Annotated in this window: 25 protein-coding genes and 1 pseudogene; 11 read left to right on the forward strand and 15 right to left on the reverse strand. The window is 74.5% G+C overall.

Features of this window, described 5'->3' with window-relative positions; genetic code table 11:
* The 3 genes from ABD323_RS12005 to ABD323_RS12015 all read left to right on the forward strand — a co-directional run.
* On the forward strand, positions 1 to 930 hold a 930-nt coding region (locus tag ABD323_RS12005; protein WP_344441355.1), incomplete at its 5' end, for a hypothetical protein.
* On the forward strand, positions 927 to 1,778 hold the full coding sequence (locus tag ABD323_RS12010) for a hypothetical protein (RefSeq protein WP_344441356.1): 852 nt from the start codon (positions 927 to 929) through the stop codon (positions 1,776 to 1,778). The genes ABD323_RS12005 and ABD323_RS12010, both read left to right, overlap by 4 nt.
* The gene (locus ABD323_RS12015; RefSeq protein ID WP_344441357.1) at positions 1,775 to 3,199 is read left to right on the forward strand and encodes a hypothetical protein; all 1,425 of its coding nucleotides are present in this window, start codon (positions 1,775 to 1,777) and stop codon (positions 3,197 to 3,199) included. Before ABD323_RS12010 ends, ABD323_RS12015 begins: the two co-directional genes overlap by 4 nt.
* Before the next feature lie 15 nt (positions 3,200 to 3,214).
* On the opposite strand, the gene ABD323_RS12020 is transcribed toward ABD323_RS12015, so the two are convergent.
* Positions 3,215 to 4,207 carry a helix-turn-helix transcriptional regulator gene (locus ABD323_RS12020; protein ID WP_344441359.1) on the reverse strand — a complete coding sequence of 331 codons (993 nt, stop codon included), beginning with the start codon at positions 4,205 to 4,207 and terminating at the stop codon, positions 3,215 to 3,217.
* A gap of 145 nt (positions 4,208 to 4,352) precedes the next feature.
* On the opposite strand from ABD323_RS12020, the gene ABD323_RS12025 reads away from it, so the two are divergent.
* A complete protein-coding gene (locus ABD323_RS12025; RefSeq protein ID WP_344441360.1) occupies positions 4,353 to 4,784 on the forward strand; it encodes a DUF3224 domain-containing protein in 432 nt (143 codons plus the stop codon).
* Here the strand turns inward: ABD323_RS12025 and ABD323_RS12030 are convergent.
* Positions 4,760 to 5,398, reverse strand: coding sequence for a TetR/AcrR family transcriptional regulator (locus ABD323_RS12030; RefSeq protein WP_344441361.1), 639 nt, complete (start codon positions 5,396 to 5,398; stop codon positions 4,760 to 4,762). The genes ABD323_RS12025 and ABD323_RS12030 overlap by 25 nt on opposite strands.
* Before the next feature lie 110 nt (positions 5,399 to 5,508).
* Between ABD323_RS12030 and ABD323_RS12035 the strand changes: the two genes are divergently transcribed.
* Positions 5,509 to 7,053, forward strand: coding sequence for an FAD-dependent oxidoreductase (locus ABD323_RS12035; RefSeq protein WP_344441362.1), 1,545 nt, complete (start codon positions 5,509 to 5,511; stop codon positions 7,051 to 7,053).
* Between the two features lie 64 nt (positions 7,054 to 7,117).
* Here the strand turns inward: ABD323_RS12035 and ABD323_RS12040 are convergent, their stop codons facing one another.
* From ABD323_RS12040 to ABD323_RS12055, 4 genes are all read right to left on the reverse strand, one after another.
* Positions 7,118 to 8,647: a carbohydrate binding domain-containing protein gene (locus ABD323_RS12040; RefSeq protein ID WP_344441363.1), complete on the reverse strand. Its 1,530-nt coding sequence runs from the start codon at positions 8,645 to 8,647 to the stop codon at positions 7,118 to 7,120.
* 260 nt (positions 8,648 to 8,907) lie between these two features.
* Entirely contained in the window at positions 8,908 to 9,507 is a 600-nt protein-coding gene (locus ABD323_RS12045) for a GNAT family N-acetyltransferase (RefSeq protein ID WP_344441364.1), read from the reverse strand.
* A gap of 116 nt (positions 9,508 to 9,623) precedes the next feature.
* Entirely contained in the window at positions 9,624 to 10,298 is a 675-nt protein-coding gene (locus ABD323_RS12050) for a nitroreductase family protein (RefSeq protein ID WP_344441365.1), read from the reverse strand.
* 115 nt (positions 10,299 to 10,413) lie between these two features.
* Positions 10,414 to 12,051: an ABC-F family ATP-binding cassette domain-containing protein gene (locus ABD323_RS12055; protein ID WP_344441366.1), complete on the reverse strand. Its 1,638-nt coding sequence runs from the start codon at positions 12,049 to 12,051 to the stop codon at positions 10,414 to 10,416.
* 366 nt (positions 12,052 to 12,417) lie between these two features.
* Here ABD323_RS12055 and ABD323_RS45980 point away from each other — a divergent pair.
* Together ABD323_RS45980 and ABD323_RS45985 are read left to right on the forward strand one after the other, a co-directional pair.
* Positions 12,418 to 12,933 (forward strand): annotated as a pseudogene (locus ABD323_RS45980) (ATP-binding cassette domain-containing protein); the annotation flags it as partial.
* A gap of 465 nt (positions 12,934 to 13,398) precedes the next feature.
* Positions 13,399 to 13,944 (forward strand): ATP-binding cassette domain-containing protein, encoded by a 546-nt coding sequence (locus tag ABD323_RS45985; protein WP_425555968.1) that lies wholly within the window; start codon positions 13,399 to 13,401, stop codon positions 13,942 to 13,944.
* 120 nt (positions 13,945 to 14,064) lie between these two features.
* Here ABD323_RS45985 and ABD323_RS12065 read toward each other — a convergent pair whose 3' ends face one another.
* Entirely contained in the window at positions 14,065 to 15,399 is a 1,335-nt protein-coding gene (locus tag ABD323_RS12065; protein WP_344441370.1) for a hypothetical protein, read from the reverse strand.
* Between the two features lie 89 nt (positions 15,400 to 15,488).
* Positions 15,489 to 16,019 (reverse strand): SigE family RNA polymerase sigma factor, encoded by a 531-nt coding sequence (locus tag ABD323_RS12070; protein WP_344441371.1) that lies wholly within the window; start codon positions 16,017 to 16,019, stop codon positions 15,489 to 15,491.
* A gap of 99 nt (positions 16,020 to 16,118) precedes the next feature.
* Between ABD323_RS12070 and ABD323_RS12075 the strand changes: the two genes are divergently transcribed.
* Entirely contained in the window at positions 16,119 to 16,346 is a 228-nt protein-coding gene (locus tag ABD323_RS12075) for a hypothetical protein (protein ID WP_035805211.1), read from the forward strand.
* Positions 16,346 to 16,717: a toxin Doc gene (locus ABD323_RS12080; protein ID WP_344441372.1), complete on the forward strand. Its 372-nt coding sequence runs from the start codon at positions 16,346 to 16,348 to the stop codon at positions 16,715 to 16,717. Before ABD323_RS12075 ends, ABD323_RS12080 begins: the two co-directional genes overlap by 1 nt.
* A gap of 7 nt (positions 16,718 to 16,724) precedes the next feature.
* Here ABD323_RS12080 and ABD323_RS12085 read toward each other — a convergent pair whose 3' ends face one another.
* The 7 genes from ABD323_RS12085 to ABD323_RS12115 form a co-directional block, all read right to left on the reverse strand.
* Positions 16,725 to 17,468, reverse strand: coding sequence for a Pr6Pr family membrane protein (locus ABD323_RS12085; protein WP_344441373.1), 744 nt, complete (start codon positions 17,466 to 17,468; stop codon positions 16,725 to 16,727).
* Positions 17,469 to 17,544: 76 nt separating this feature from the next.
* Positions 17,545 to 18,213: a response regulator transcription factor gene (locus ABD323_RS12090; protein ID WP_344441374.1), complete on the reverse strand. Its 669-nt coding sequence runs from the start codon at positions 18,211 to 18,213 to the stop codon at positions 17,545 to 17,547.
* Positions 18,210 to 19,583 (reverse strand): sensor histidine kinase, encoded by a 1,374-nt coding sequence (locus tag ABD323_RS12095; protein ID WP_344441375.1) that lies wholly within the window; start codon positions 19,581 to 19,583, stop codon positions 18,210 to 18,212. The genes ABD323_RS12090 and ABD323_RS12095 overlap by 4 nt, the downstream gene beginning before the upstream one ends.
* A gap of 175 nt (positions 19,584 to 19,758) precedes the next feature.
* Positions 19,759 to 20,568, reverse strand: coding sequence for a GNAT family N-acetyltransferase (locus ABD323_RS12100; RefSeq protein ID WP_344441376.1), 810 nt, complete (start codon positions 20,566 to 20,568; stop codon positions 19,759 to 19,761).
* Complete coding sequence (locus ABD323_RS12105; RefSeq protein WP_344441377.1) at positions 20,565 to 21,380, reverse strand: EI24 domain-containing protein; 816 nt, start codon at positions 21,378 to 21,380, stop codon at positions 20,565 to 20,567. Before ABD323_RS12105 ends, ABD323_RS12100 begins: the two co-directional genes overlap by 4 nt.
* Before the next feature lie 32 nt (positions 21,381 to 21,412).
* Positions 21,413 to 22,618: an MFS transporter gene (locus ABD323_RS12110; protein WP_344441378.1), complete on the reverse strand. Its 1,206-nt coding sequence runs from the start codon at positions 22,616 to 22,618 to the stop codon at positions 21,413 to 21,415.
* Positions 22,619 to 22,650: 32 nt separating this feature from the next.
* The gene (locus ABD323_RS12115) at positions 22,651 to 22,869 is read right to left on the reverse strand and encodes a DUF397 domain-containing protein (RefSeq protein WP_344441379.1); all 219 of its coding nucleotides are present in this window, start codon (positions 22,867 to 22,869) and stop codon (positions 22,651 to 22,653) included.
* Between the two features lie 311 nt (positions 22,870 to 23,180).
* Between ABD323_RS12115 and ABD323_RS12120 the strand changes: the two genes are divergently transcribed.
* Together ABD323_RS12120 and ABD323_RS12125 are read left to right on the forward strand one after the other, a co-directional pair.
* Positions 23,181 to 23,627, forward strand: coding sequence for a hypothetical protein (locus tag ABD323_RS12120; protein WP_344441380.1), 447 nt, complete (start codon positions 23,181 to 23,183; stop codon positions 23,625 to 23,627).
* Complete coding sequence (locus ABD323_RS12125; RefSeq protein ID WP_344441381.1) at positions 23,624 to 25,930, forward strand: tetratricopeptide repeat protein; 2,307 nt, start codon at positions 23,624 to 23,626, stop codon at positions 25,928 to 25,930. Before ABD323_RS12120 ends, ABD323_RS12125 begins: the two co-directional genes overlap by 4 nt.
* Positions 25,931 to 26,012: the final 82 nt, after the last annotated feature.

Below are 26,012 nucleotides of genomic sequence, written 5' to 3' on the forward strand. Positions count from 1 at the left end.
GGGCAGGAGAAGCGGCTCAAGGACTTCCACCAGTCCCTGGCCCGGCTCGGCCGCGAGCTGCGCACCCGGCACGCGGACGCCTTCCACCCGCAGGAGGCCATCCCCGCGGTGAGCGACGACGTCAGCCGGCTCTGGCGCCACCTGCACCTGACGCTGCTGCGCCTGCCCGCCGCCGACCGCGACCACTGGGCTCGCCGGCTCGCCGATACCGCCGAGCGCCGGCTGGGTCAGCGGACCGAGTGCGGCCCGGACACGGTGGTCCCGGCGCTGCCCGGCGTGTACCCGGAGCGGCTCGACGTCCCGCTGCCGCTCACCGCCGAGCCGGAGACCGAGCCGAGCCCCAGCAGCCGCCGGGTGCGCGAGATCCTCGACCAGGTGCCGGCCACGCCCGCGGTCAGGAACGAGCTGCGCCCCTGGGCGGTGCGCCTGGAGCAGGCGGTGCGCCTGCTGCGGGTGGACCTGGCGCTCGGCTGGTACCCGCAGTTGGAGTACCCGACCTGGACGGTCCTGGGGCCGCACGACTTCCGGAGCTTCGGCATCGAGGGCCTGTGGCAGCTGGCGACCGCGCTGGGCACCGGGACGGTCGAGGCCCGGCTGGAGTCGGCCCAGAACCTGGACGAGATCCTCGGCAGCGTCTGCCACCGGCGCCCGGCCCGGCACGGCAGCTGGTGGTGGGACTGGCGGCTGGCGGTGGCCGAGCCGCTGCTGGTGCTCGGGGTCGAGGCCGGGCGCCGGTCGCTGGAGCCGGGCGAGTTCCGTGACGAGGAGAGCGACTCGCTGCGCGCGTGGTGCGACGGCATCGAGGGCGAGGACCTGCCGGGGCCGGTCGTGCACTGGATGGTCCGCGCGCCGCTGCGCCCGGCGGTCGAGCACGCGGACGGCCAGAACCCGAAGTTCCGGGGCCGGATCGTGCAGAGCCGGCGCTGGTGAGCGCGGCCGTCGCGCCGTCGACCGCCCGCGCGGTCCGGGCCCTGGCCGCGCTGCCGTGGGCCCGGTCCTGCGGGCTGACCGAGCTGCTGTGCCGCGACGCCGAGTCGCTCGCACGCGGCGAGCTGCCCGCGCTGCGGGTGGCGGTGTGCGGATCGGCGGGCGCCGGCGAACTGCTGGCGTGGCTGCACGCCGAACTGGCCGGCCCGGTGGGGCGTCCGGCGGCGGTCCGGGTGGAGTGCTCGCGGGAGGCGGTGGACAGCCACCTGCTGCTGCTCGTCGTCCCCGACCTGCCCGCCGCCACGGACCCTGCGCCGCAGACCGAGGTACTCGACGTCCTCGGCTCCGCGCACCCGCCGACGGCGACGGTCGTGGTCGACGCGCCCGACGACTGGGCCGGCGCGGGCCTGGCCACCGTGGCGGGCTGGCACCGACGGCACCCGGGCCACCCCGGACCGGCGGGACTGCCGGTGCACGCGGTGGTGCTCGGCTGGCGGCGCTCCCGCCCGGCGGCCTGCGGTCTGCCGGAGCTGTGGCGGCGGAGCGTGCTGCCGGTCCTGGCGGACGCCCCCGAACTGCTGCCCGCGCTGACCCGGGCCCGCCTGCGCTGCGCGCTGCAGGAGCTGCGGCTGGCCGCCCGGGGCCTGGCCGCCGAGGCCGGCCTGGCACTCGACCCGGGCGGGCGGCCCGTCCCGGCGGCGGACCTCGATCCGCCGGCGGACCCCGCGTCGCGGGCCGTGCTCTGGCAGCGACTGGACGCGCTCGCGACCGGCCCGCTCGCGCTGCGCGCGGTACGGCAGTTGGACCGCTCGGTCCACCCCGGTGAACCCCACGAGGAGGAGAGATCATGACCGTGGTCCTGGTGGTGGCGATCGTGCTGGTCGCCGCCGTCTGTGCGCTGCTCGCGGTCCGGCAGGCCGCGGTCACCCGGGAGAACCGGGCGCTGTTGGCCCGGCGCAGCGGTCCGGACGAGCAGGAGGCACTGGCGGCGCGCAGCTACCTGCTGCGGCTGGAGCAGCAGTTGACCACCGAGCGGCGGCGGGCCGAGGAGCTGGCCGCCGGCCGGTCCGACGCGGACGGTCAACTCGACGCCCTGCAACGGAGCGTGGCGGCGTTGACGGCCGAGCGCGACCAGGCCGCGGCGGCGGCCGACCGGTCGGCACGGCAGTTGGCCGAGCAGGCGGCCGGTCACGCCGAGGCGGCCGGCCGGCTCGGCACGCTCGACGGTGAACTCGACGAGCTGCGCCGGCGGGTGGACCTGCTGGGCGCCGAGCGCGAGCAGGCGGTGGCCGAGGCCAGGGCGCTGGCGGTGCGACTGGACGAGCTGTCGGAGTCGGTCCCGCCGGTGGAGGACGCGGCCAACCCCTCGGCCCCGCGCGAACTTCCGCTGGGCCGGGACACCGCCGCGGACAGCGTGGTCGACGGCGCCGACCTGGGCGCGCTGGTGGTGCGGGCGGCCTCGGTGCGCGGGGACCGGCACCGCGAGGAGAAGGAGCACCGGCGCGACTGCGCGCTGCTGCGCCTGGTGGACGGTTTCGGTGCCCCGGTCCTGCTCAGCTCGGTCGCGGCGGGCGCGCCCGACGGCGAGCTGAGCCAGAGCGCGGCGACCGCGGCCTGCCGGGCGCTGGCCCTCCAACTGGGCCACTACGCCCCGACCCTGCGCGAGCGGCTGTTCGACCCGCGTGCGGACGTCGAGTTGGCCGGCACGCTGAAGGTGGCCTGCCAGGGGGTGGCGCGCTCGGTGCGGCTGGTCGCGTTGGGAGCCGGCGCGGAGCAGGCGGACCGGGCGGCGGAGGTGGGCGGGCAGGCCGACACCTCGCTGCTGGCGGTGCTCTCCGAGCTGGGCGACCGCGAGTCCCGTCGGCACGTGGCGTTCGGGGTGGGCGACGGCGTGGTGCTGCGCCTGCGGTCCGCACAGGACGGCTGGGAGTGGCAGACGCTCTTCGAACCGGCTGCCGGGGCACGGGCGTTGCGGCTGCCCGGCAGTCCGGAGGGGGTCGGGTGGGCGCGGTTCGACACGGTGCCCGGCGACACCGTCGTGGTGGCCACCCGGCCGGTGGCCGAGCTGTTGCAACGCGCCGACCTGGCCCACTGGTTCGCCCGGCGCTGGGGCGGGCGCCAGCCGTACCTGACGGCGTTCCTCTCCGACCTCAACATCCGGGTCCGGTCGACCGGCGGGGACCGGTCGCTGGCCTGTCTCTGGGACTTCGGGCAGGCCCGGATCGCCGAACGGGCCGCCCGCGTGGGGCTGGAGAGCGGGCCCACGCGGTAGCGGCGCCGAGGCGGCTCAGGCGTCCCCCGGCTCGGTCTCGCCCGGTGCGGCGTAGCGCCGGGCCAGCGTGGCCACCGTCTCCGCCAGGGCCGCACGCAGCCCGGGCGGGCCCAGCACCTCGGCCTCGGCGCCCAGCCGCAGCAGGTCGTGGACGGCCACGCGCTCGGTCTCGACCGGGAGTTCGGTCTCCACCCAGCCCTCGTCGTCCGGCGCACCGGCCTCGGCGAGGGCCCGCGCGCCGACCGCGCCGAACTGGAACGGCAGCAGCTTCTGCCCGCGTGGCGAGAGCCGCAGCCGGGCCGCCGACGTGTGTACGGAGGCCTCCAACGCGCGGGTGGAGTCGGCCCAGTAGCCGGCCAGGTCGAAGCCGGCCGGGCGCTCGAAGGTCTCCTGCCCGGTCTCCAGGGCGAGCAGGCGGGAGATCCGGTAGGTCCGCACCGCGCCCTGCGCGATCGCGGCCAGGTACCAGATGCCGCCCTTGAGCACGATGCCGAGCGGGCGCAGCTCACGGTGCACCTCGCCGCTCCAGCGCCGGTAGTGCGCGTGCAGCGGGCGCTGCTCCCAGACCGCCTCGGCGACCTGGCCCAGCAGCGGGACCGGGTCGGAGTCGCGGAACCAGCCCGGCGCGTCCAGGTGGAAGCGGTCCTGGATGCGCCGGGTGCGCTCGGCGAGCTGGGCGGGCAGCGCCGCCTGCACCTTGAGCAGGGCGGTGGTCAGCTCGGCGCCCAGGCCCAGCTCGCGGGCCGGGCCGGGCACGCCGGCCAGGAAGAGCGAGCCGGCCTCGGCGCCGGTGAGCCCGGTGAGCCGGGTGCGATAGCCGTCCATCAGCCGGAAGCCGCCGGCCGGGCCGCGTTCGGCGCGCACCGGGACGCCGGCCGCGCCGAGCGCCTCGACGTCCCGGTGGACGGTGCGCACCGAGACCTCCAGCTCGGCCGCGAGCTCGGTGGCGGTCATCAGGCCGCGGTTCTGGAGCAGCAGGAGCAGGGCGAGGAGCCGGTCGGCGCGCATGGGTCCATTGTCGGCGTCGTACCTGACAGAAGGTGTCAGGTACGACCTCGAAGCTGGTCCCAGGCCGCACGGGAGGTACCCCGGCGGGCGCAGGAGCGGTCGACCGGAGCATCCGTCGATCGCGCGATCGAGAGGCGACACCGTCATGTCCCCGCAGCAGCTCACCGGCCACTTCACCTTCGCCACCTGGCAGGAGGACAGCATCAGCCCGCAGGAGGCGAGCCCGCGGCTGGCCCGCGCCACCATCGTGAACGCCTTCACCGGCGGGATCGAGGCGAGCGCCACCGACTGTGCCTACAGCCTGGTCTACCTCACCGAGAAGACCGGCGTCTTCAACGGCCTGCAGGTGTTCAGCGGCAGCCTGGACGGGCGCACCGGCGGCTTCGTGCTGGAGGAGCGCGGCACCTTCGGCGCGGACGGCACGGTGCACTGCACGCTGGAGGTGGTCGAGAACTCCGGTACCGGCGAGCTGACCGGGCTGCGCGGCACCGGCGGGTTCGTCGCGGTGCACGGCGAGTCGACGGTGCCCTACACCTTCGAGTACCGGCTCGGTCAGGAGCCGCTCGCGGCTTCCTGAGCGTCCAGTCCGGTGGCGAGCGCGCCGAAGGCGCGGTCGGCGTCGGCGAGTGCCTCGGCCAGGGTGGCCGCCGCGGTGGCGCCGGCGGCCAGCCGGCGGTTGTTCTCCCGGCCCAGCTCGTGACGGATGGTCACCAGGTACAGGGCGGTCAGCCGGGCGTCGAGGTCGGTGGCCGCGGTGGGGCGCAGGGCCGTGGTGAGGTGCTCGACCTCGCGCTCGGTGTACCGGGCCATCCGGCTGACCAGGCTGGGCGTGCCGAAGAGCAGCTCCTGGAAGGCCAGCACCTCGGGGTGGTCGTTGAGCCCGGTGATCGGGTCGTACGCGCGCAGGGCCGTGCGGAAGTGCTCGTGCAGGGCCCGCAGCGGGCTCTGGCCGGCCGGGCGGGCGGTGACGATCCGGGCCGCCTCGTCCTCGTGGTCGGCGAACCGGTCCAGCAGCAGGTCCTCCTTGCTGGCGAAGTACCGGAAGAGCGTGGGCTTGGAGACCTGCGCGGCCGCGGCGACGTCGTTGACCGACACCGCGTCGAACCCGTGCTCCAGGAAGAGCCGCAGGGCGGTGTCGGCGAGCTGCCGACGGGTCTGCCGCTTCTTGCGGTCGCGCAGTCCTTGCTCCATGGGGACAGGGTAGCAGAAGTGGATTAACCCGGTTAATTTCGTTACTGGGTTGCATTTCACTCCCCGATCCGCTTCGCTGGGCGGACCACAGGACGATCCGGGAGTACGAGATGACCGATGTGTTGATCGTGGGAGCCGGCCCGACCGGCCTGACGCTGGCCTGCGACCTGGCCCGGCGCGGCGTTGCGGTGCGCGTCGTGGAGCGGGCCGCGGCGCACCACCGCGAGTCCCGGGGCAAGGGGCTGCTGCCGCGCAGCCTGGAGGTGCTGGCCGACCTCGCGGTGGCCGACCGGATCACCGCGGCCGGCGGGCCCGAACCCGTGCTGCGCAAGTACTTCGACGGTGCGCCGGTCGCCGACACGGACCCGGCGGCCGGCCGGGCGACCGAGCCCGGCGCGGTGTTCGCGCAGGGCCTGCTGATCGGCCAGTGGCAGGTGGAGGAGGTCCTGCGCGAGCGGCTGGCGGAGCTGGGCGGAGCGGTCGAGCTCGGCGCCGAGCTGGTCGGACTGGTCGAGGGCCCGCACGGTGTGGGCGCCGAACTCGCCGACGGGCGGCGGATCGAGGCGCGCTACCTGGTCGGCTGCGACGGCGGCCGCAGCACGGTGCGCGGGCTGCTCGCGCTGCCCTTCGAGGGGTACGGCGCCGCCGTGGAGTCGATGGTCTGCGGCGATGTGACCGCGCCGGGCCTCAGCCGTGACTTCTGGCACCAGTGGTACACCGCGGACGGCGGGGTGCTGCTCTGCCCGCTACCGGGCGGTGACCTCTTCCAGTTCCAGGCCTCGCCCGAACTCGACCACGAGGGGCGGCCGTTGCCGCCCTCGCTGGCCGGCTTCCAGCGGCTGCTGGACCGGCACGCGCGGGTCCCGGGCCTGGTCCTGGGCGACGGGGGCTGGATCTCCTCCTGGCGGGTCAACGTGCGGATGGTCGACCGGCTGCGGGTGGGCCGGGTGCTGCTGGCGGGGGACGCCGCGCACGTGCACCCCATCGCGGGCGGCCTCGGCATGAACACCGGGATCCAGGACGCCTTCAACCTGGGCTGGAAGCTGGCCCTGGTGATCGGCGGACAGGCTGGGCCCGCGCTGCTGGACAGCTACCAGGAGGAGCGGCTGCCGGTGGCCGCGGCCACCCTGGCGGTCACCAGCGAGCGCCTGGAACGCGCACTCGCGGCGGTCCGCCGGCCGGGCCAGGGCACCGAGGCGGGCTTGGGCCCGGCCACCGGGCGGGACTACCGCGGCAGTTCACTGGCGGTGGGGGAGGGCAACGCGGCGCTGCGGCCGGGCGACCGGGCGCCCGACGCACCGTGCGTCGAGGCGCGCGGGGGCTGGCCGACCCGACTCTTCGGGCACTTCACCGGGCCGCGCTTCACGCTGCTCGGCTTCGGGCCGGGCGCCGGGTCCGCGCTGCGCGAGGTCGGGGCGGCCCGTGGTGAGCTGGTGCGCACGGTGGCGGTCGGTGCGGCCGGCGCGGTCGGGGTCCGGGCCGTGGGCGGGGTGGACCGTGAGCTGCTGGACCCGGACGGTTCCGTGCGGCGCGGCTACGGCCTGGGAGCGGACGCGCTGGTGCTGGTGCGCCCGGACCACCACGTGGCCCTGATCGCGCCGGCCGCGGGCGGGGCCGGCCCGGTGCTGGACTACCTGGCGGGGCTGGGGCGTTGAGCGGCCCGGGGCCGGTCCGTCGGTGACGGGCCGGCCCCGGGCGTGTGCCGGTGGTGATCGGGCGTCAGCCGGTGTACTTCGCGAAGATCTTCGAGAAGTCGAAGGGCTGCTGCGCCACGTTGGTGCACTTGTAGAGCGCGCCGCCGGTGCAGGCGTTGGCGTCCCGGCTCAGCTCCCAGAACGCCAGCTCGCCGAGGTGGTGCTGCTGGGCGAAGGTGACCACCTGCTGGGCGGCGGCCTGGTCGAAGACGTTGTGGTCGTCGTTCTCGCCGATCATCGGGGTGAGGCCGACGGCGGCCCAGAGCTGGGCGTCGCTCTTGCCGGGGTAGAGCGCCTTGAGCTGGTCGTGGGTGCTCTGCGCGGCCTGTACGGCGGCGTCACCGTAGTTGGTGCCGGCCCGGCCGTAGTCCATGGCCATCACGTTGACCAGGTCGAGGTCGACCCCGGCGGTGATCGCCGAACGCACGATGGCCACGCCCTCCGCGGTCAGGCCCTCGGGCAGCACCGGCAGGGTGAGCGAGACCTTCAGGCCGGGGTGGGCCTTCTGCAGCCGGGCGAGGGCGGCCGACCGGCGGTCGTTGGCGGCCGTGTCGGAGACCGCCGCGCCCTCGATGTCGAAGTCCACGTAGGTCAGGCCGTAGGCGCTGACCACCGCGTCGTACTCGGCGAAGAGCGAGTCCACCGTGCCGCAGGCGGCGGCGAGTTCGGTACCGGAGGCGCCACCGAAGGAGACCTTGACGTCACCGCCGGCCGCCCGCACCGCGTCGATCTGGTCCTTGGCCCAGGCCGCCCGCGGGTCGTAGGCGTTGAACCAACTGGCCTTGCAGCCCACGCTGGTGACGAAGGCGAGGGTGAAGGAGCGGATGCCGCTGCCGGCCGCGTCGGCGGTCAGCGAGGGGGTCGGCCAGGCGCCCATGTCCACGTACGGCGCCACCGGCACGGCCACCTTCGGCGGGGTGGTGGTGGGCGGTGCGGTGGTGGGCGGGGTGCTGGTCGGGGGCGTGGTGGTGGGCGGTGCGGTGACCGGCGGGGTCGTGGCGGGCGGGGTGCTCGGCGGGGTCGGCGTGCCGCCGGGGCCGCTGAGCACCACGTCGTCCGCCAGGTAGGAGCCCTGGCCGTACCAGCCGTGCAGGTAGACGGTCACGCTGGTGGTGTTCGCGCCGGTGGTGAAGCCGCCGCTCAGCTGGGTCCAGGTGGAGCCGCCGGGCGTCCAGCGCGCCGGGTCGGTGACGCCCGCGCCGGTGGCACCCAGGTAGACGTAGTGGCCCTGCACCCAGGCGCTCAGCGTGTAGCTGGTGTTGGGCTGGACGGCGACGGTCTGCGTGCACTGGGCGGTGTCGCCGGCGCTCGCGGCGCCCTGCAGCGCGTGCGTGCCGCCGTGGACGGGGCTGGTGACCACGGACCCGGCGGAGCCGGTACAGGTCCACGGGCCGAGCCCGCTCTCGAAGCCGGGGTTCGCCAGCAGGTTGCCGTCCGCGGCGTCGGCTCCGGCGGCGAGTGCGGTGAGCGTGCCGGTCGCGAGCAGGGCGGCGCAGCCCAGCGAGAGGAGCTTGGCCCGGCGCGAGGAGGCCTGGCGGTGGAGCGCGCGTGGCATGGGGGTGCCTTTCGGGACGTGAGGAGCCACCGCCCGGCGCGAGTGTGGGGGCGCGCGGGGCGGGGGTGTGCGGTGGTCCGGAACGGGTGGCGCGAAGTGCTACGCCAAAAATGGACTAGACCAACTGGGCACGTCAAGGCACCGGTTGCGCGTTACGGGCGACTTAAGGTTCGCTGCCGCGGGACGGGCGGCCGTCCCGGCGCCCGTCCCTGCGCCCCGCCGGGTCTGCGTCCCGCCCGGCCCACCGCGGCCCGCCGTGGTCAGCCGCGGTCCGCCGCCTCGCGGATCCAGATCTGCTTGCGCCCGGTCTCCGCGGGGCTGGTGCGCTCGGCGTCCACCACCCGGTCGAGCCGGTAGCCGAGCTTGCGCGGGACGGCGGCGCTCGCCGCGTTCGCCTGGTCGCAGCGGATCTCGGTGCGGCTGATGCCGGGCAGCGCCAGGGCCGCCTCGGTCAGCGCGGCGGCGCCGTTGGTGGCCAGCGAGCGGCCGGTGTGCGCGACGTCCACCCAGTAGCCGATCTCGAAGGCGCCGGGGCCGATCCGCCCGTGCAGCCCGAACATGCCCAGCACGCTGCCGGGTTCGTCGGCGCGGCCGAGCACGAACATGAAGTCGGTGCCGTCCTCCCAGAGTTGCCAGCCCTGCCGGGTCATCTCGGTGCTGTGGGCGAGGGTGGGCACCGAGACCGCCCAGGCCATCCAGGGCCGCAGATGCTCGAGGTTGCGCGCCACGGCCTCGTTGACCGCCCGCGCGTCCTCGAGCGTGCGGCGGCGCAGCACGATCCCGTCCGGGAGGGTGAGCAGCTCGGGGGGCCGCCCGGTGGTCAGCGGCGGGGCGACGGGCTCCTGGGTGATGTCGTTCATGACAAGTATGATGACAGTCCGCCCGCACCGCTGACCAGGCAGTTTTGCCGTCCGGCCGGTGGTGACCGACCCAGTGGTGACCGGTTGGTGGTGACCGACCGTCGGGGTCGGCCGGCTCAGAGCCGGACCAGCACCTCGGTCAGCTCCTTGCGGCGCAGGTCGGGCACGCTCGCCCCGTCGGCCGGGTAGCCGACCGGGATCACGTACGCCGCCCGCTCCTCGGCCGGGCGCTCGCAGACCTCGTTGAGGAACTTCATCGGGCTGGGCGTGTGGGTCAGGGTGGCCAGGCCCGCCTGGTGCAGGGCGGCGAGCAGCAGGCCCACCGCGATCCCCACCGACTCCTTGGTGTAGTAGGGGCGCGGCGTGTGCGGGCCCTTGTGCACCTCGAAGACCACGATCACGGCCGGCGCGTCCTCCAGGAACGGCTTGTGCCAGTCGGTGCCGATCGGGGCGAGTGCCGCCAGCCACTCGGGGGAGGCGCGGTGGGCGTAGAACTCGCGCTCCTCGGCCTCGGCCGCCTCGCGCAGCCGGCGCTTGCGCTCCGGGTCGGTGATCACCACGAAGCGCCAGGGCTGCACGTGCGCGCCGCTGGGCGCGGTGGCGGCGGTGCGGATCGCCCAGTCGATCACCCCGTCGGGGACCGGGCGCCGGTCGTAGTCGCGGACGGTCCGGCGCCGGGCCATCACGTCGTGGAAGCTCCTGCAGCGGGCCTCGGCCTCCTGGGCGGGCACCGTCATCGGCTGCAGCGGGACGGTTGGGTGGTCCGTCGCGGCTGCTGTGCTGTCAACCATGGCCGACAGCACAGCACATGACGGGCCGTGGAGGGAAGAGGGTGGTTCAGACCAATGCCGGCCCGCGGCCGGGGGCACGGCGCGGGTGGCCCCGGCCGTGACCCCGCGCGCGTGCTCAGGCCTCGGTGACCCGGCCGCCCGCCACCGCGATCCGCCGGTTCACCGAGACCGCCTCCAGCATCCGCCGGTCGTGGGTGACCAGCAGCAGGGTCCCGGTGTACGAGGCGAGCGCGGACTCCAACTGCTCGATGGCGACCAGGTCCAGGTGGTTGGTGGGCTCGTCCAGCACCAGCAGGTTCACCCCGCGCGCCTGCAGCAGCGCCAGCGCCGCCCGGGTCCGCTCGCCGGGCGAGAGGGTGTCGGCCGGGCGCAGCACGTGCGCCGCCTTGAGCCCGAACTTGGCCAGCAGGGTGCGGACATCGGCCGGCGTGAGGTCGGGCACCGCGGCACCGAACGCCGACAGCAGCGCCTCGTCACCGAAGAAGAGCCCGCGGGCCTGGTCCACCTCGCCGATCACCACGCCCGAACCGAGCGCCGCCTGGCCCGAGTCGAGCGGCAGCCGGCCCAACAGGGCCGCCAGCAGGGTGGACTTGCCGGCGCCGTTGGCCCCGGTGATCGCCACCCGGTCCGCCCAGTCGATCTGCAGGTCCACCGGCCCGAAGGCGAACTCCCCACGCCGCACCTCGGCCTGGCGCAGCGTGGCGACCACGGAGCCCGAGCGCGGGGCGGTGGCGATCTCCATCTTGAGCTCCCACTCCTTGCGGGGCTCCTCGACCACCTCCAGGCGCTCGATCATGCGCTGGGTCTGCTTGGCCTTGGCGGCCTGCTTCTCCGAGGAGGAGGTCGCCGCCGCCTTGCGCATCTTGTCGCTGTCCGGGTTCTTCTTCAGGGCGTTGCGCACGCCCTTGTCCGCCCAGCCCTTCTGCATCCGGGAGCGGGCCTCCAGGCCGGCCCTGGTGTCGGCGTACTCCTCGTACTCCTCGCGGGCGTGCCGGCGGGAGCGGGCGCGCTCCTCCAGGTAGGAGTCGTAGCCGCCGCCGTAGAGGTTGACCTGCTGCTGGGCCAGGTCCAGCTCCAGCACCCGGGTCACCGTGCGGGCCAGGAACTCGCGGTCGTGGCTGATCAGCACGGTGGCGGCGCGCAGGCCCTTGACGAAGTCCTCCAGCCGGTCCAGGCCGTCCAGGTCCAGGTCGTTGGTGGGCTCGTCCAGCAGGAAGACGTCGTAGCGCGACAGCAGCAGCGAGGCCAGGCCCGCGCGGGCGGCCTGGCCGCCGGAGAGCGAGGTCATCGGCTGGTCGAGGCTCACCGTCAGGCCCAGCGAGCCGGCCACCTCCTCGGCGCGCTCGTCCAGGTCGGCGCCGCCCAGGTTGAGCCAGCGGTCCAGGCTGTCGGCGTAGGCGTCGTCGGCGCCGGGCCGGCCCTCGACCAGGCCCTCGGTGGCCTCGTCCAGCGCGCTCTGCGCGGCGCTCACCCCGGTGCGCCGGGCCAGGAAGTCGCGCACCGACTCGCCCGGGCGGCGCTCGGGCTCCTGCGGCAGGTGGCCGACGGTCGCGGTGGGCGGGCTGAGCGTGATCGAGCCGCCCTCCGGCTGGTCCAGGCCGGCCAGCAGCCGCAGCAGGGTCGACTTGCCGGCGCCGTTCACGCCGACCAGCCCGGTCACCTCACCCGGGGCGACGACCAGGTCCAGCCCGGCGAAGAGGGTGCGGTCGCCGTGGCCGGCGCTCAGGTCCTTGGTTACGAGAGTGGCACTCATGATGGGTCCGATCCTAAAGGTCCCGCTCCGCCGCCCCGAATAATGCGTTGCCGGGCCGGGCGGGGCCCTCGTACGGTGGATCCCGTTGGTTCACCCGAACAGGAGAAGGCCGTTGCTCTACTGAGGTCCTGAGACACCGCTCCCGCGCTGACCACTCGCGCGGATCTGGAGTGTGCTGTCCGACCTCGGTGTGGAGCCTTCCGTTCCGCCCCTCGTCGACCGCTGCCGTCGCGGTGTCTCCCGTGTTGCCCCCTTTCCACGAGCAACCCGCAGGAGGCCACCATGGCACCGACGTCCCCCGTCATCCTCTGCACCGACCTGACCTTCGAATGGCCCGACGGCAAGCCCGTCCTGGACCGCTTCCACCTCGCGGTGGGCCCCGGCCGCACCGGCCTGATCGGGCTCAACGGCGCCGGCAAGTCCACCCTGCTGCGGCTGTTGGCGGGCGACCTCACCCCGGTCGGCGGCAGCATCCGGATCGGCGGCGAGGTCGGCTACCTGCCGCAGGACCTCGCGCTCGACTGCGCCCTGCGGGTCGACGAGGCGCTCGGCATCCGCGCGCAGCGCGAGGCGCTGCACGCCATCGAGTCCGGGGACGTCGCCGAGCGGCACTTCGCCGTGCTCGGTGACGACTGGGACGTCGAGGAGCGCGCCCGCGCCACCCTCGACCGCCTGGGTCTGGCCCGGCTCGACCTGGACCGCGCCACCGGCGACCTCTCCGGCGGCGAGGCGGTGCTGCTGCGGCTGGCTGCGCTGCTGCTGGAACGCCCCGAGGTGCTGCTGCTGGACGAGCCGACCAACAACCTGGACCGGGCCGCCCGGGCCCGGCTGTACGAGGCCGTGGCGAGCTGGACCGGAGTGCTGGTGGTGGTCAGCCACGACCGCGAACTGCTCGAGCACGTCGACCAGATCGCCGACCTGCGGGACGGCGGCGTGACCTGGTACGGCGGCAACTACGCCGCCTACGAGCGGGCGCTGGCCGCCGAGCAGGAGACGGCCGAGCGGCTGGTGCGCGCGGCCGAGGCCGACGTCCAGCGCCAGAAACGGGACCTGATCGAGGCCAACGTCCGGCTGGAGCGCAGCGCGGTCTACGGCAAGAAGCGGTCCGTCACCCGCAACGACCCGAAGATCATCGCCGGTGCCCTCAAGCGCCGGGCCGAGGTGACCGCCGGGCGGGTGCGCGGCCTGCACACCGACCGGCTGGCCGAGGCGCGCGAGCGGCTGACCACGGCGGAGGAGGCGGTGCGCGACGACGCGGAGATCCGCATCGACCTGCCGCGCACCGAGGTCCCGGCCGGGCGCACGGTCCTGGTCCTCGACGACGTCCGCCCGCCGTTCGGGGCGAGCGTGCGGCTGGAGCTGCGCGGTCCCGAGCGGATCGCCCTGGTGGGTGCCAACGGCGCCGGCAAGTCCACCCTGCTGCGAACCATCGCCGGGCAGCTGCGGCCGCTGTCGGGCGGGATCGAGACGCCGGTGCCGATCGGCCACCTCCCGCAGCGGCTCGACCTGCTGGACGACGCGCTGAGCGTGGTGGAGAACGTCCGGGCGCTGGCTCCCACGGTCGGCGACAACACGGCGCGGGCCCGGCTGGCCCGGTTCCTCTTCCGCGGCGGGCGGGCCGACCAGCGGGCCGGCACGCTCTCCGGCGGTGAGCGGTTCCGCGCGACGCTGGCCGCGCTGCTGCTGGCCGACCCGCCACCGCAGCTGCTGCTGCTGGACGAACCGACCAACAACCTCGACCTGGCGAGCATGCGCCAGCTCACCGAGGCGCTGGAGTCCTACCGGGGCGCGCTGGTGGTGGTCAGCCACGACCTGCCGTTCCTGCGCGGCCTCGGGCTGACCCGCTGGCTGCACCTGGACGAGAACGGGCTGAGGGCGGTGGATCCGATGTAGGGCCGGGCGACCGGCCACGGTGGGGTGAGCTCTCACCCGGGCCTCCCGTCCCCTGTGCGGGAGGCCCGGGCGAGAGCCGGTTCGGGGTGTTCTCCCGGCGGTCCGGCCGGGGCGGGTGGGCTACTTGGCGATGCCCTCCCAGGTCGGGCTGTCGGCGATCGCCTGCAACTGCTCCAGGGTCAGGACGGGCTTGGTACGGGTCTTCGTCAGCATGGGCGAGGGTCCGTTGAAGGAGTGCACCAGCACCCGCAGGTGGTCCGGACGCAGCAGGTCGACCCCGTTGCGCACGATGCCCGGGTGGTTGGCCCAGTCCGACTCGCTGTAGGTCATCACCCGGCTGCCGTCCGGCAGCACGGTGGCGTCCTTGAACGAGTCGGTGATGTCGGCGCCGCTGCTGGTGCCCTCCTTGAAGATGCTCCAGTCCTGGACGGTGACCTCGAAGAGGCTCTTGCCGTGGCCGTCGTCCACCGTGAAGTGGGCGGTGCCGTCGGTGCCGCCCTGGTCGGCCTCGGTGAGGCCGTTGGGCAGCAGCGGCGCGGCGGTGGCGAGCAGGCTCTGGATCGACGCCTGGCGGAAGCCGAGCCCCATCGGGTTCCCCCCGGCCGGCAGGGCGGGAGGTGCCGGCACGGCCCTGGCCGCCGCCAGCCAGGCGGGATCGGTGGCGATCGCGGTCATCTGCTCGGGGCTGAGCGGGGGTTCGCTGCGGCTGAGCGTGTAGGTGGTCGGACCGGGCATGTTGTACTCGACGACGGTGACGGTCAGCCCGTCGGGCCGGAACAACTCCGCGGACCACTGCTGGTAGCCGTGGGCGTTGTCCGGGTTGAGGAAGCCCTGCCGCACCAGCAGGTAGGAGCCGTCGGGCTGCTGCCTGCGGGAGCACTTGGTGTAGGGCTGGTAGGTGGGGTCGGGGCAGTTCATCCAGTCCGCGTCGACGGCCAGGGGGAGCGGCTGGCGGCCGATGTCGACCGCGACGGAGCCCTCGCCCTCGCCGTCCGTGACGGTGAACTGCGCGTACGGGCCGCCGCCGTAGCCGGTGGCCGTCTCGGTGCCGCGGCTCATCGGATTGCTGGTCTGCCAACCTGCCAGGTGGCCGGTGAGCAGTGCGAGCAGGCTGTCGCCGGAGACCGGCGGGGCCGAGGAGGGGGCGGCGTCCGGGGTCGCGGAGGGGGAGGCCGCGGCGCCGGGGGAGGAGGCGGCGGGGCTGGGCGTGGGCAGGGCCGGGGTGGAGTCGTTGGCGGCCACCCGATCGCTCACGTGCTGCGGACCCCACCGGGCGGCCACCGTCGCCCCGCCGCCCAGGACCAGGGCGAACGCGGCCGCGCCGGCCAGGACGTTGCGCCGGCGGCGTCGACGTCCGCGCTGGGCCGCACCGGCGGCCAGGGCCGCGGCGCCCGCGGGAGGGGTCACGTCGGCCGTCTCCTGCAGGACGCGCGCGAAGTCGTCTTCGAAGGGCATGGGAGAGTGCTCCGCTTTCTCGAACTGCGTCGGTGGGGAGGTGATGAGGGGCGGCTGGGGCGGGGGAGCCCCGTCGTCCGCGGGGGCGTTCAGCACGACAGTCGCTCGGCGAAGCTCTCGCCGAGCAACACCCTCATCCGTGCCAGCGCGCGATGGCTGCGCGAGCGCACGGCCGTGGCGCTCAGATGCAGTGCGGTGGCGGTTTCCTCTACGCTGCGGTCCTCCCAGAACCGCAGGACCAGCACGGCACGGTCCTGCGGGGAGACCTGCTGCAGGGCCTGCAGCATCGTCACCCGCAGGGTGGGATCCGTGTCGGTGACGGCTATCTCGGGGAACTCGTGGGTGACCCGCTCGGTGTTGCTGCGCTTGCGGCGCATCGACAGGAAGGTGTTGACCAGGACCGTCTGGGCGTAGCCGGCCGGGTTCTCCAGTCGGGAGAGGCGGTGCCAGCGGACGTACATCCGACTCAGCGCCTCCTGCACCAGGTCCTCGGCGAGATGTGCGTCACCACCGGTCAGCAGGTAGGCGGTCTTGTAGAGGTGCCCTGCCCGTGCTGCGGAGAAGTCCAGGAAGTCCAGTGGGCCTGGTGACGCCGGGTCGGTCGTCGAGGAGTGGTCCATGCCTGCCTAACGCCGTGGGGCGCCGGCGATGTTGCACGGCCTCGGCGATTGTTTTCGGACGCTGTCCGGGGTCGGTACCTGTCCGGTACCCTGAGCGGCATGCCAGCTCTCAACATCGAGTACACGGAGACCGAACTGGCCGCGATCCGTGAGGCCGCGGCGGCGGACGGCAAGAGCGTGAAGGCCTACGTGCACGACCTCAGCGTGCGCGAGCAGCAGCGCCGGACGTTCGTCAACCACGCGGTGGCGTTCTGGAACGCGCACCTCGAGGAGTTCGACGCCGCCTTCCCGGAGGACACGCCCGCCGCGAAGCGCAGTGCGGCCTGATGATCCTGCACGTCGACATCCGCTGGCTCCTCGACGTCCAGGAGCAGGCCTCGCCCGAGGACCTCAGCGTGCGCGACTACTCGGCGCTGCAGGCCGCGGTGGCCCGCCACCGGGTCAACACCGCGCAGCTGGGGCACGACGCCGACCCCTCCTGGTGCGCCGCCGCGCTGATGCACACCATCGTGCTGCTGCGCCCGCTGCCGGTGCGCAACAACCTGTACGCCTGCATGGCGACCGCCGCCTACATGCACGCCGCCAAGGAGGGCATCGACCCGCCGTACGGCGCGCTGGTCGAGCTGGCCCGGGACGTGGCCGACGCGAAGGCGGACATCTTCGCGGCGGCCGACCGGATCCGCGACTGGCGGATCTGACCCGACGTCAGGCCTGCGTGCGGTGCGCTGCCGCGCTCGCGGTGGCGTGGGCCGCAGCGTTCGCGGGGGTGTCGTGGGCCGGGGTGTCCTGGGCCGGGGTGTCGTGCGCCGCGCCGAAGCGGGCCCGCACCGCGCTGCCGAGGCGGTCCAGGCCGATCACGGTGGCGCCCAGCACGACGAACTCCACGGTCAGCTGCGCGATCTGCAGCCAGACGTAGCCGTAGCCGTGACCGCTCGGGTCGAAGAAGAAGTACGGGTACTTGTTCGGGAAGCCGGGGAAGAGGGCGGCCCGGGCCATGGTGACCGCCGCGTAGCCGAGCGGGAAGGCCAGCCAGAGCGGCAGGTCGCGCCAGCGCGAGGCGTTGCGCGGCTTGAGGCAGAGCCAGTCCAGCACCACCATCACCGGCGTCACGTAGTGCAGGAAGAACGAGGACCAGTTCTGCAGCCGGTCCGCGCTCGGGCCCGAGACCAGGCCGGGGAGCGGGTTCGCGCCGTGGTTCAGCAGGATGTGCGCGACCAGTCCGGTGATCAGGATGTAGAGCGTGGCCGCCCCGCGCAGCCGGGGCGCCGGCGCCTGGACGGTGCCGCGCCGGACCATCCAGTAGACCGCGCCGGCGAAGTAGCCCAGCACGATGACGTTGCTCTCGACGGTGAAGTACACCAGCGAGCCGGTACCGGTGACCAGGCCGAGGCCGGCGAAGACCGCGATGGCCAGGCGCCACCAGAGTGCGGGGCGGGTCCAGACGTTCATGCGGTCACCAGGTTCGTCGTGCGGGTGGTCGCCGTACTCTACCCGCGAGTAGCCTGCGGGTGAGAGTCGAGCGGGCTCAGCCCGGCACCACGAACCCCGACTCGTATGCCCTGATCACGGCCTGTGTGCGGTCCCGCGCGCCGAGTTTCGCGAGGACCGAGCCGACGTGCGTCTTGATCGTCTCAGGGCTGACCGTCAGCTCGGTGGCGATCTCGCCGTTGCTGAGCCCGACCGCCATCAGCCGTAGCACCTGGCCCTCCCGGTCCGTCAGCCGGTGCACCGGGTCGGCCGCCGGGTCCCGGGTCGGCGGCCGGTGGGCGGCCAGCTCGCGGATCGCCGCGGGGAAGAGCAGTGACTCCCCGCGCGCCACCAGCCGCACCGCCTGCACCAGCTCCTCGGCCCGGGCCCGTTTGAGCAGGAACCCGGCCGCCCCCGCGCGCAGCGCCTGGTAGACGTAGTCGTCGTTCTCGAACGTGGTCACCACCAGGACCCGCGGCGGCTCGGGCAGCTCGGCGAGCAACTGCTCGGTGGCCCGGATCCCGTCGACCTGTGGCATCCGGACGTCCATCAGCACCACGTCGGGGCGCTGCGCGCGGACCAGCGGCAGCACCTCGGCGCCGTCCGCGGCCTCGCCGACCACGCTGAGGTCGGGCTCGGCGTCGAGCACCACCCGCAGGCCGATGCGCACCAACCGCTCGTCGTCGGCGATCACCACCCGGATCGGCGCGCCCGGCTGCCCGCTCATGCGGCACCTGCCCTGCGCGTCGGGGCGGCGGAGCGGGAGGTGATGGGTTGGGCGGTGGTGGGTTGGGCGGTGGTAGTCGGTGCGGTGATGGGCCGGGCGCAGGCGGACCGCGCGCCGGGGGTGAGCGGCAGCCAGGCGGCCAGGCGCCAGCCGTCGCCGTCCGCCGTCCGGCCGCTCTCGACACCGCCGTGCAGCGCGGTGGCCCGCTCGGCCAGCCCGCGCAGCCCGCGCCCGCCGCCGGGGCGGCTCGGGCGCCCGGCACCGATCGGGTTGGTCAGCTCCATCTCCAGTCGTCCTTCCCGTAGCTCCAGCCGTAGCACCGCCGGCACCGGGCCCGCGTGCCGCAGAACGTTGGTCAGCCCCTCCTGCACGATCCGGTACGCCTCGCGCGACAGCGGCGCCGGCAGGTCGGCCAGGCCCGCGCCGCGGTGCGTCCGGACCGGCAGCCCGGCCAGGCCCAGTTGGCGCAGCAGGGGATCCAGCTCGGCCAGCGTCGGCCCGTGACCATCGGGGTGGTGGCCCATCGGTTCGCCCTCCTCGCGCAGCACCCCGAGCACGGTGTCGAGTTCGGCGACCGCGGCGCGGGCCACCTCCTCGATCGCCCCGAGTGCCTCGGCCGCGAAGTCCGGGTTGCTGCGCAGCACCCGGGCGGCCGCCGCGGCCTGGACCGACACGGCGCTCAGCGCATGGCCGACCGAGTCGTGCAGTTCGCGCGCGATCCGGTTGCGCTGGGCCAGCACCAAGGCGCGCTCCTCGGCCGCGGCGAGCCGCTCGGCCGGCGTCGGGCCGAGCAGCAGCGGGGTGCAGCGGGCGAGCAACGCCCCGGCACCGGCGTTCGTGGCGAGCAGCAGGAGCAGCAGCGCCAGACCCGCGGCAGCGGGCACCAGCGCGTGCCACCCGTCGGCCCGCCGGACCCAGCCGAACCCGGGGGCCTGTGTCGTCGAGCGCGGCATCACGACGAGCACCACGATCGCGGGCGGGCTGGCGAGTGACATCCCGCTGACGACGCCGCCGAGCAGCAGGTGCAGGGCGAACCAGTGCGCGGTGCGCCGGCGGGAGGCCCAGGAGACGGCCGGCCCGGGAGCCGGCTCGCCGAGGGGGGCGGTGCCCAGCGCTCGGGCCGCCGGCGTGACCAGCGTTCGGCAGCCCGGCAGCAGGGCGACCACCCAGGCCATCGGCAGGGCGAGCGCGAGCGCCAGGAACTGCCGCTCCACCGCTGCCAGGCCGACCTGGTCGGACCCCGGCACCAGCAGACCGCTCACCACCAGCGCGAGCATCCAGAACGGCATGAGCAGCGCCCCGCCGAGTACCAGGTGCACCCAGCGCAGTCGTGCCCGGCGCCCCAGCAGGGCTCGTGTCACCTGTCGCATGCCGACGACTCTACGGAGCGGCACCTGACGTGTCGCCAGGCCGATGGACGATCTTCGACTCCCTCCCCCGGGGGAGTGCCGAATCGATCGAACGGTTGAGTTCCCCGCGGCACCCGCCCTGCCACGGGTCCGCCCCCGCTCAACCGCCCGCCGCCGCTCAACCGGCCGGCGCCCGTCAACCGGCCTGCGGCGTCCAGACGTACGGCGTGGTGGTGGTGACGGCCCGGAAGCCCAGCCGCCGCAGGATCGGCGCGCTGTCGTCGCTGGCGTCCACGTGCAGGTAGGCGTAGCCGCGCCGGTGCGCCAGCTGCGCCCGCCGGGCCACCAGCGCGCGGTAGAGGCCCCGCCCGCGCCACGACGCGAGGGTCGAGCCGCCCCACAGACCGGCGAAGTCGGTGTCCGGGCGCAGCATCAGCCAGGCGGCCGAGACCACCGTGCCGCCGGCCTCCGCGAGCAGGATCGCGATGCCGTCCGGGTCGGCGGCCAACTGCCCCTGCAGGAAGCCGGCGAGGAAGCCCATGTCCTGGCCCCAGACGGCGCTCTCCATGGCGGCGATCCGCTCCGCGTCGGACGGATCGGTGGTCCAGCGCAGTTCGACACCGGCGGGCAGCGCCGGCTCCTCGGTCATCGCGGCGGTCCGCCCGATCAGCACGCTCTCGCGCTCCTGCGGGACGAAACCGGCCGCCCGCAGCCGGTCGGTGAGGTCGGCGGGCTCGTCGTGCGCGCGGGTCTTCCACTCCACGGACTCACCGCGGGCTGCGAAGAAGTCCCGCTGGCGGGCGATCAGCGCGTCCAGTTCGGCGCCGCGCGGGCCCACGTCGCGCGGGGTGCTGATGAAGCCCTGGTGGCCGCCGGTCACCCGCAGCAGCCGCCCGTCGAACTCCTGGTGCACCCCCGGCCCCTTGGGGCCGCCGCGCAGCTGCTCGTCGTAGGCGGCCAGCAGGCGCGCGTCCTCGGGGGTGTCGTCGATCTCGATCTCGTTCACTCGCTCGACCCTAGGGAGCCCGTCAACGGGATTTCCGCCTCCCGCGGTTGCGCCACCCCGGCAGCCCGTCCGCCGTCCTCGCCGTTCCCGTCGCTCGCGCCTTCCTCGCCCGCCACCAGGTCGTCCACCAGCAGCGCGGCGCCGGCCACCGCCCCCGGCATCAGCAGCACGGTGGCGAAGGGCACCAGGAAGGCGATCACCAGCGGCGCTCCGAAGCCGATCGCCAGCATCCGGCGCCCGCCCAGCCGGCGTTCGGAGGGCACCCCGCGCAGCTCGAAGGCGACGGTGGTCAACTCCACGGTCAGGAAGTACCCCGAGACGCAGAAGCCCAGCGGCGGCGCGAGCACCTGCCCCACCACCGGGACGAGCCCCAGCACGAAGAGCCCGATCGCCCAGCCGGCCGCCCGCAGCCCCACCCGCAGACCGTCGAGCAGGGAGTCGAGCACGCCGATCTCCGGCGCACCCGGCGGCGGCGGGCTGACCTGCCGCACCAACCGCTCGTAGAACGGCTGCCCGATCACCAGCGTGAGCGCGGTGAAGCCGACCACCGACAGCAGCGCGGCACCACCGAGCACCAGCGCGTCCACCACGTCCCGGAAGAACCGCCGCAGGCCGGGCGCCCAGGTGTCGGCGAACGGCGTGGCCCAGGCGACCAGGTCGCCCAGCCAGTAGATCAGCACCCCCAGCAGCGTCCAGATCACCAGCAGCGCCAGCAGCGCCGGTACCATCCCGAACACCCACCACCGCGGATTGCGCGCCACCCACCGCTGCCCGCGCCACAGCGCAGCCCCACCCGCCACCAGATCTCCCATGCCCGACAGCCTAGGGCGAGCCGGGCCGACGGCTACGCGTGGGGCAACCCGCCTCCCCGCCAGGGCCTGAGGCCCACGGCGGCCACCACCAGCAGCGCGGCGGCCGCCCAGAGCGGCGCGCGCAGCCCGGCGGCCCCGGCCAGCAGACCACCGGTCAGCGCGCCGAGGCCGGCGGCCCCGCCCCCGAAGAGGCGGAAGGCGGCGACGACCCGCCCGAGTAGTCGATCAGGCGTCAGGGCCTGGCGGACCGAACTCGCCGCGACGCTGACCAGGGTGGATGCCGCTCCGACCAGGGCCAGGAACGCTCCGGCGGCGTAGACGCCGGGAACCGTGGCCACGCCGAGCCAGGCGACTCCCTGGAGGACCGCGGCCGCCGCCATCATCTGGCGGTAGCTGAGGTGCCGGGTCAGCGGAGCGATGCGCCATCCGGTGACGACACCCCCCAGTGCCGCCATCGCGAGGAGGAGCCCGTAGCTGGCCGTGGCCACCCGCAGGGTGTGGGTGGCATAGAGGACGAAGGTCGCCATGGCCAGGTTGTAGGCGAAGTTGTAGAGGGCGGAGCTGGCTGCCACGACCCGTAGTTCGGCGGTCGCCAGCAGATGCGTCAGACCGGCTCGGATCGCCGCCAGCAACGGTTGGCGGGTCCCGGGCGCGGGCAGTTTCGGCAGCCGGGAGATCAGACCCGCCGAGAGGAGGAACGAACCGGCGTCGCCGGCGAACGGGACGGCCGCCGACAGGGCGAACGCGGCCGACCCGATCGGTGGTCCGGCCAGTGAGCGGCCCACCGTGTCGATCGCCCAGTAACGGCCGTTGGTCCGGGTGAGCGCGTCCTTGTCCCGTCCGATCAGGGTCGGAATGACGGCCTGTGAGGAGGCGTCGAAGAAGCACTGGGCCATGCCGGTCACCAGGATGGCGGTGATCAGCACGAGCAGGTCCGCCCGGCCGAGGGCGACCAGGGCGGCGAGGCAGCCCAGCACGGCCACCCGCACCAGGTCGGCCACGACCATCACGGTGCGGCGCGGCCAGCGGTCCGCCAGGGCGCCGGCGATCAGGCCGGCCAGCAGCCAGGGCACCTGGAAGGCGGCGGCCACGGCGGCGACGGCCAGCGGGTCGCGGGTGAGCGAGGCGGCGAGCAGCGGCGCCGCCGCCATGAAGGCGCCGTCGCCGGTGACAGAGACGCCGGTTGCCGCCAGCAGGTGGACGACCCGGGGTGAGGTGCTGGTGACCGGGTCGTCCACCGCTGCCAGTGCTTCGCGCCCCTGGTCCGCGCTCAGGCCGCCGTCCCGTCGGAGGTGAGGCCCTGGTCGCGTACCCCGTCGAGGAAGACCGCCCAGGCGGCCGGTTCGAAGGCCAGGATCGGCCCGGTGCCGCGGTCCTTGGTGTCGCGGACTCCGACCACCGGGCCGCCGATCGCCACCTCCACGCAGTTGGTGTCCCCGCTGCCGATGCTCTTGCGCCATCGTGCGGCGGTGAACCGCTGATCGATCATGATTCCCCCCATAGCTCGACTGTTCGACCACTAAGTGGTTTGGGTGCCGAGCAACCAGTGAAGCCAAGGGGGGACACCTGCGCAAGGCTTCCGACGCCGGCCTTCGGGGTGGCGGGGGCGCTGAGGGTGTAGCTGATGAGGTGTCAACTCTGTTTTGATGCAGTCGAGTCGTAGCCGCGCGCGGGGGCGGTCGGCGGTGCCCGAGTGCTGCAGGCGGTGTCGCCCGGAAGTCTGACGCGCCGCCGAGGCGGGCTCACCCCTGCGAGGGGGTGTGCGCCGTGTCGGCCTGGGCATGCCAGCACTGTCGGTCGATGGAACAGCTGGAACAGGGGGAGGAACGCATGGATCCGGAGATCGCGGCGCTGGCGACCTCGGCGGGCGGCACGGTCGTCACGCTGATGGCCACCGAGGCCTGGCAGCGCACCCGGGACGGGCTGGTGGCACTCTGGCGACGGGCCGAGCCGGAGCGCGCCGAGGCGGTCGGCGGGGAACTCGACATCGCCCGCGACGACCTGGCCCGGGCACGGCAGGGCGGCGACCTCCGCTCGGAGCACGAGGTACTGGCGCAGTGGCAGGATCGGCTGCGGCACCTGCTCGCCGCGCAGCCGGCGATCGCCGAGGAGCTGCGCCTGCTGTTGGAGAGCGTGACCGCTGCGCCGGGCACCGCCGCCTCGCCCGTGGTCCGGCTGCGGGCCGAGGCCTCCGGTCACGGGCGCGTGTACCAGGCGGGCCGCGACCAGCACATCACCGAGAAGTGACCGGCGCCGGGTCGTGGCCGCCCGAGGCCGACCCCGTACTGCGGGGTGAGGCGCGTGGCCAGGGGCGGGTCTACCAGGCGACCCGTGACCAGCTGATCACCGAGCACCACCACCACTACCAGGAGGCCGGCGCCGCTGTGGCCGTGGCCTCACCGGACTCCGTCCGGGTGGCCCGGGTCGACCGGCCGCCGCGCGTGCTGCGCAACCGGGAGGAGCTGCGAGCCGGCCTGGTGGCGGCGCTGGCCGAGGGCGGCGCCGTGCACGTCGTGCACGGCATGGGCGGTACCGGGAAGACGTCCCTGGCCCACTGGCTCTTCGCCGAGGCGACACGACGCGGGCAGGTGGGCCTGTGGGTCACCGCCTCGGACCGGCTCTCCCTGCGGGCCGCGATGCTCGCGGTCGCCGCGGACCGCGGCGCGCAGGCCGGGGAGGTGCTGGCGGCCTTCGCCGGTCATCGGGCCGCGGCCGACCTGGTCTGGCAGTACCTGGACCGTTCGCCGCAGCGCTGGCTGTTGGTGATGGACAACGCGGACGACCCGGAGCTACTGGCGGAGGGCGGCTGGCTGCGCAGCAGCGCGGCCGGGACCGTCCTGGTCACCTCCCGGCGGGCGGTGGCGGCACTGTGGCGGACCGCTACGACCCATCCGCTGGGCGCGCTGCCGTTGGAGGACGCGGCCCAGGTGCTCTGCGACCTCGCACCCGAATCCGGCACGCTCGACCAGGCCAGGGCGGTGGCCCGCAGCCTTGGGTGCCTGCCGCTGGCACTCGACCTGGCCGGCTCCTACCTGGCCCACCAAATCCTGGAGTCTTGGACGATGGCCGACTACCACGATCACTTGCAGGACGACGCGACCGCGCTGATCGACCAGGGTGCGCAGCTCAGCCAGGGGCCGGCCGAGGATCGCCAGCTGGTCTCCCGGACCTGGCAGATCACGCTGGATTCGCTCAGCGCGCAGGGCTTGCCGGAGGCGACCACCCTGCTGCGGTTGCTGTCCTGCTGGAGCGCCGACCCGCTCCCGCTGTCGGTGCTGGCGAGCGGCGCCGCGGCCGCCGGGCTGGACCAGCTCAGCCCGCCGCTGCCCGCGGCGCAACTGGAGGCCGCGCTGCGCGCCCTGCTTGCCAACTCGCTGGTCTCGCTGCAGCCTTCCGACCCGGCTCGGCCGAGTGCCGGAGCCCGCCGTCTGCAGGTCCACGCGGTGGTGCTGGACAGCGTGCGGGCGGGGATCCCGCCGCAGGACCGCAGGTCCTACCACCGCGCCGCCACCGCACTGCTCGCCGCCGCCCTGCCGGCCCCCGAAGCCGGGCGGGCACCGGCCGGGGAGCTCCTGCTGCTGGCTCCGCACGTCGCCGCGCTGTTGCGGCGCGGCGCCCAGGAGGTCCCGCCGGAGAGCATCGAGCTGGCGATCCGCACCGCCGGATCGATCCACGAGGCCGGTGACTACCAGGCGGCCGCGGCGCTGGCCGAGACGGCGGGAAGGCTGGCACAGGAGATCGGCGGCGCCGACGCCCCGGCCGCACTGTCGGCCCGTCGGCAGCAGGGCGACTCGCTGCGCCGGCTCGGACGTCTGCAGGAGTCGGTGCAGTTGTTGCAGGACGTCCTGAGCCGGTGCGAGGCGGTCCTGGGAGGCGACGATCCGCAGACGTTGCAGAGCGCCCTGACGCTGAGCCTGCCGCTCTACCTGCTGGGGCAGCGGGAGAACGGGCTCGCGCTGTTGGAACGGGCGGTTGCGGGCCTGCGCCGGGTGCTGGGCGAGCAGAGTCCACAGGCACTCCAGGGTCGGGCGCTGAGCCTGGAACTGCTGGTGGACGTCGGCCGGGTGGCGGACTTCGTCCACCAGGGAGCCTCGACGGTGGCCGACTGCGAGGGCTTCCTCGGTGCCGGCCACCCGGTGACCGTCGTGGCCTACAGCAACTACGCGTACGGGCTGTTGCACGCCGGCGATCCGCCGGCCGCGCACGCGGCGGCCGAGCGCGCGGTGCAGGCGCGGATCGCCCTGCACGGTCCGGAGCATCCGCTGGTCTACTCGGCCAAGCTGGTGTTGAGCTGGGCGCTGATGCTGTGCGGCCGCCACGAGGAGGCGGTGCTGCTGATGCGGGAGGCCGCGGAAGGGCGTGAGCGCCTGTTGGGCACCGGCCATCCGCTGTCCGTGCGCGCCAGGATCCTGCTGGTGGAGCGCCTGGTGGCGGCCGGGCGCCCGGCCGAGGCCGAACGGCTGTTCCGGGAGAACCTCGCCGACGCCGAGCGCGTCAGTGGGGCCGACGACCCGGACCTGTGCCGGGTGCGGGCACTCTTCACGCGTTGAGGCCCCCGCGACCGCCGTCGCAGCCGGTTCCGTCGGCGAGCGGGTGCTTCTGCGGCGGCGGTCGGGTCGCCCTTGTTACTCG

The organism is Kitasatospora nipponensis (assembly GCF_039528135.1).
Classification (GTDB): domain Bacteria; phylum Actinomycetota; class Actinomycetes; order Streptomycetales; family Streptomycetaceae; genus Kitasatospora; species Kitasatospora nipponensis.

Bases quoted from the DNA above. Each gene is read 5' to 3' on its own strand.
- ABD323_RS12015 (WP_344441357.1), top strand. From the start codon at position 1,775: ATGACCGTGGTCCTGGTGGTGGCGATCGTGCTGGTCGCCGCCGTCTGT.
- ABD323_RS12020 (WP_344441359.1), bottom strand. From the start codon at position 4,207: ATGCGCGCCGACCGGCTCCTCGCCCTGCTCCTGCTGCTCCAGAACCGC.
- ABD323_RS12025 (WP_344441360.1), top strand. From the start codon at position 4,353: ATGTCCCCGCAGCAGCTCACCGGCCACTTCACCTTCGCCACCTGGCAG.
- ABD323_RS12030 (WP_344441361.1), bottom strand. From the start codon at position 5,398: ATGGAGCAAGGACTGCGCGACCGCAAGAAGCGGCAGACCCGTCGGCAG.
- ABD323_RS12035 (WP_344441362.1), top strand. From the start codon at position 5,509: ATGACCGATGTGTTGATCGTGGGAGCCGGCCCGACCGGCCTGACGCTG.
- ABD323_RS12040 (WP_344441363.1), bottom strand. From the start codon at position 8,647: ATGCCACGCGCGCTCCACCGCCAGGCCTCCTCGCGCCGGGCCAAGCTC.
- ABD323_RS12045 (WP_344441364.1), bottom strand. From the start codon at position 9,507: ATGAACGACATCACCCAGGAGCCCGTCGCCCCGCCGCTGACCACCGGG.
- ABD323_RS12050 (WP_344441365.1), bottom strand. From the start codon at position 10,298: ATGGTTGACAGCACAGCAGCCGCGACGGACCACCCAACCGTCCCGCTG.
- ABD323_RS12055 (WP_344441366.1), bottom strand. From the start codon at position 12,051: ATGAGTGCCACTCTCGTAACCAAGGACCTGAGCGCCGGCCACGGCGAC.
- ABD323_RS12065 (WP_344441370.1), bottom strand. From the start codon at position 15,399: ATGCCCTTCGAAGACGACTTCGCGCGCGTCCTGCAGGAGACGGCCGAC.
- ABD323_RS12070 (WP_344441371.1), bottom strand. From the start codon at position 16,019: ATGGACCACTCCTCGACGACCGACCCGGCGTCACCAGGCCCACTGGAC.
- ABD323_RS12075 (WP_035805211.1), top strand. From the start codon at position 16,119: ATGCCAGCTCTCAACATCGAGTACACGGAGACCGAACTGGCCGCGATC.
- ABD323_RS12080 (WP_344441372.1), top strand. From the start codon at position 16,346: ATGATCCTGCACGTCGACATCCGCTGGCTCCTCGACGTCCAGGAGCAG.
- ABD323_RS12085 (WP_344441373.1), bottom strand. From the start codon at position 17,468: ATGAACGTCTGGACCCGCCCCGCACTCTGGTGGCGCCTGGCCATCGCG.
- ABD323_RS12090 (WP_344441374.1), bottom strand. From the start codon at position 18,213: ATGAGCGGGCAGCCGGGCGCGCCGATCCGGGTGGTGATCGCCGACGAC.
- ABD323_RS12095 (WP_344441375.1), bottom strand. From the start codon at position 19,583: ATGCGACAGGTGACACGAGCCCTGCTGGGGCGCCGGGCACGACTGCGC.
- ABD323_RS12105 (WP_344441377.1), bottom strand. From the start codon at position 21,380: ATGGGAGATCTGGTGGCGGGTGGGGCTGCGCTGTGGCGCGGGCAGCGG.
- ABD323_RS12115 (WP_344441379.1), bottom strand. From the start codon at position 22,869: ATGATCGATCAGCGGTTCACCGCCGCACGATGGCGCAAGAGCATCGGC.
- ABD323_RS12120 (WP_344441380.1), top strand. From the start codon at position 23,181: ATGGAACAGCTGGAACAGGGGGAGGAACGCATGGATCCGGAGATCGCG.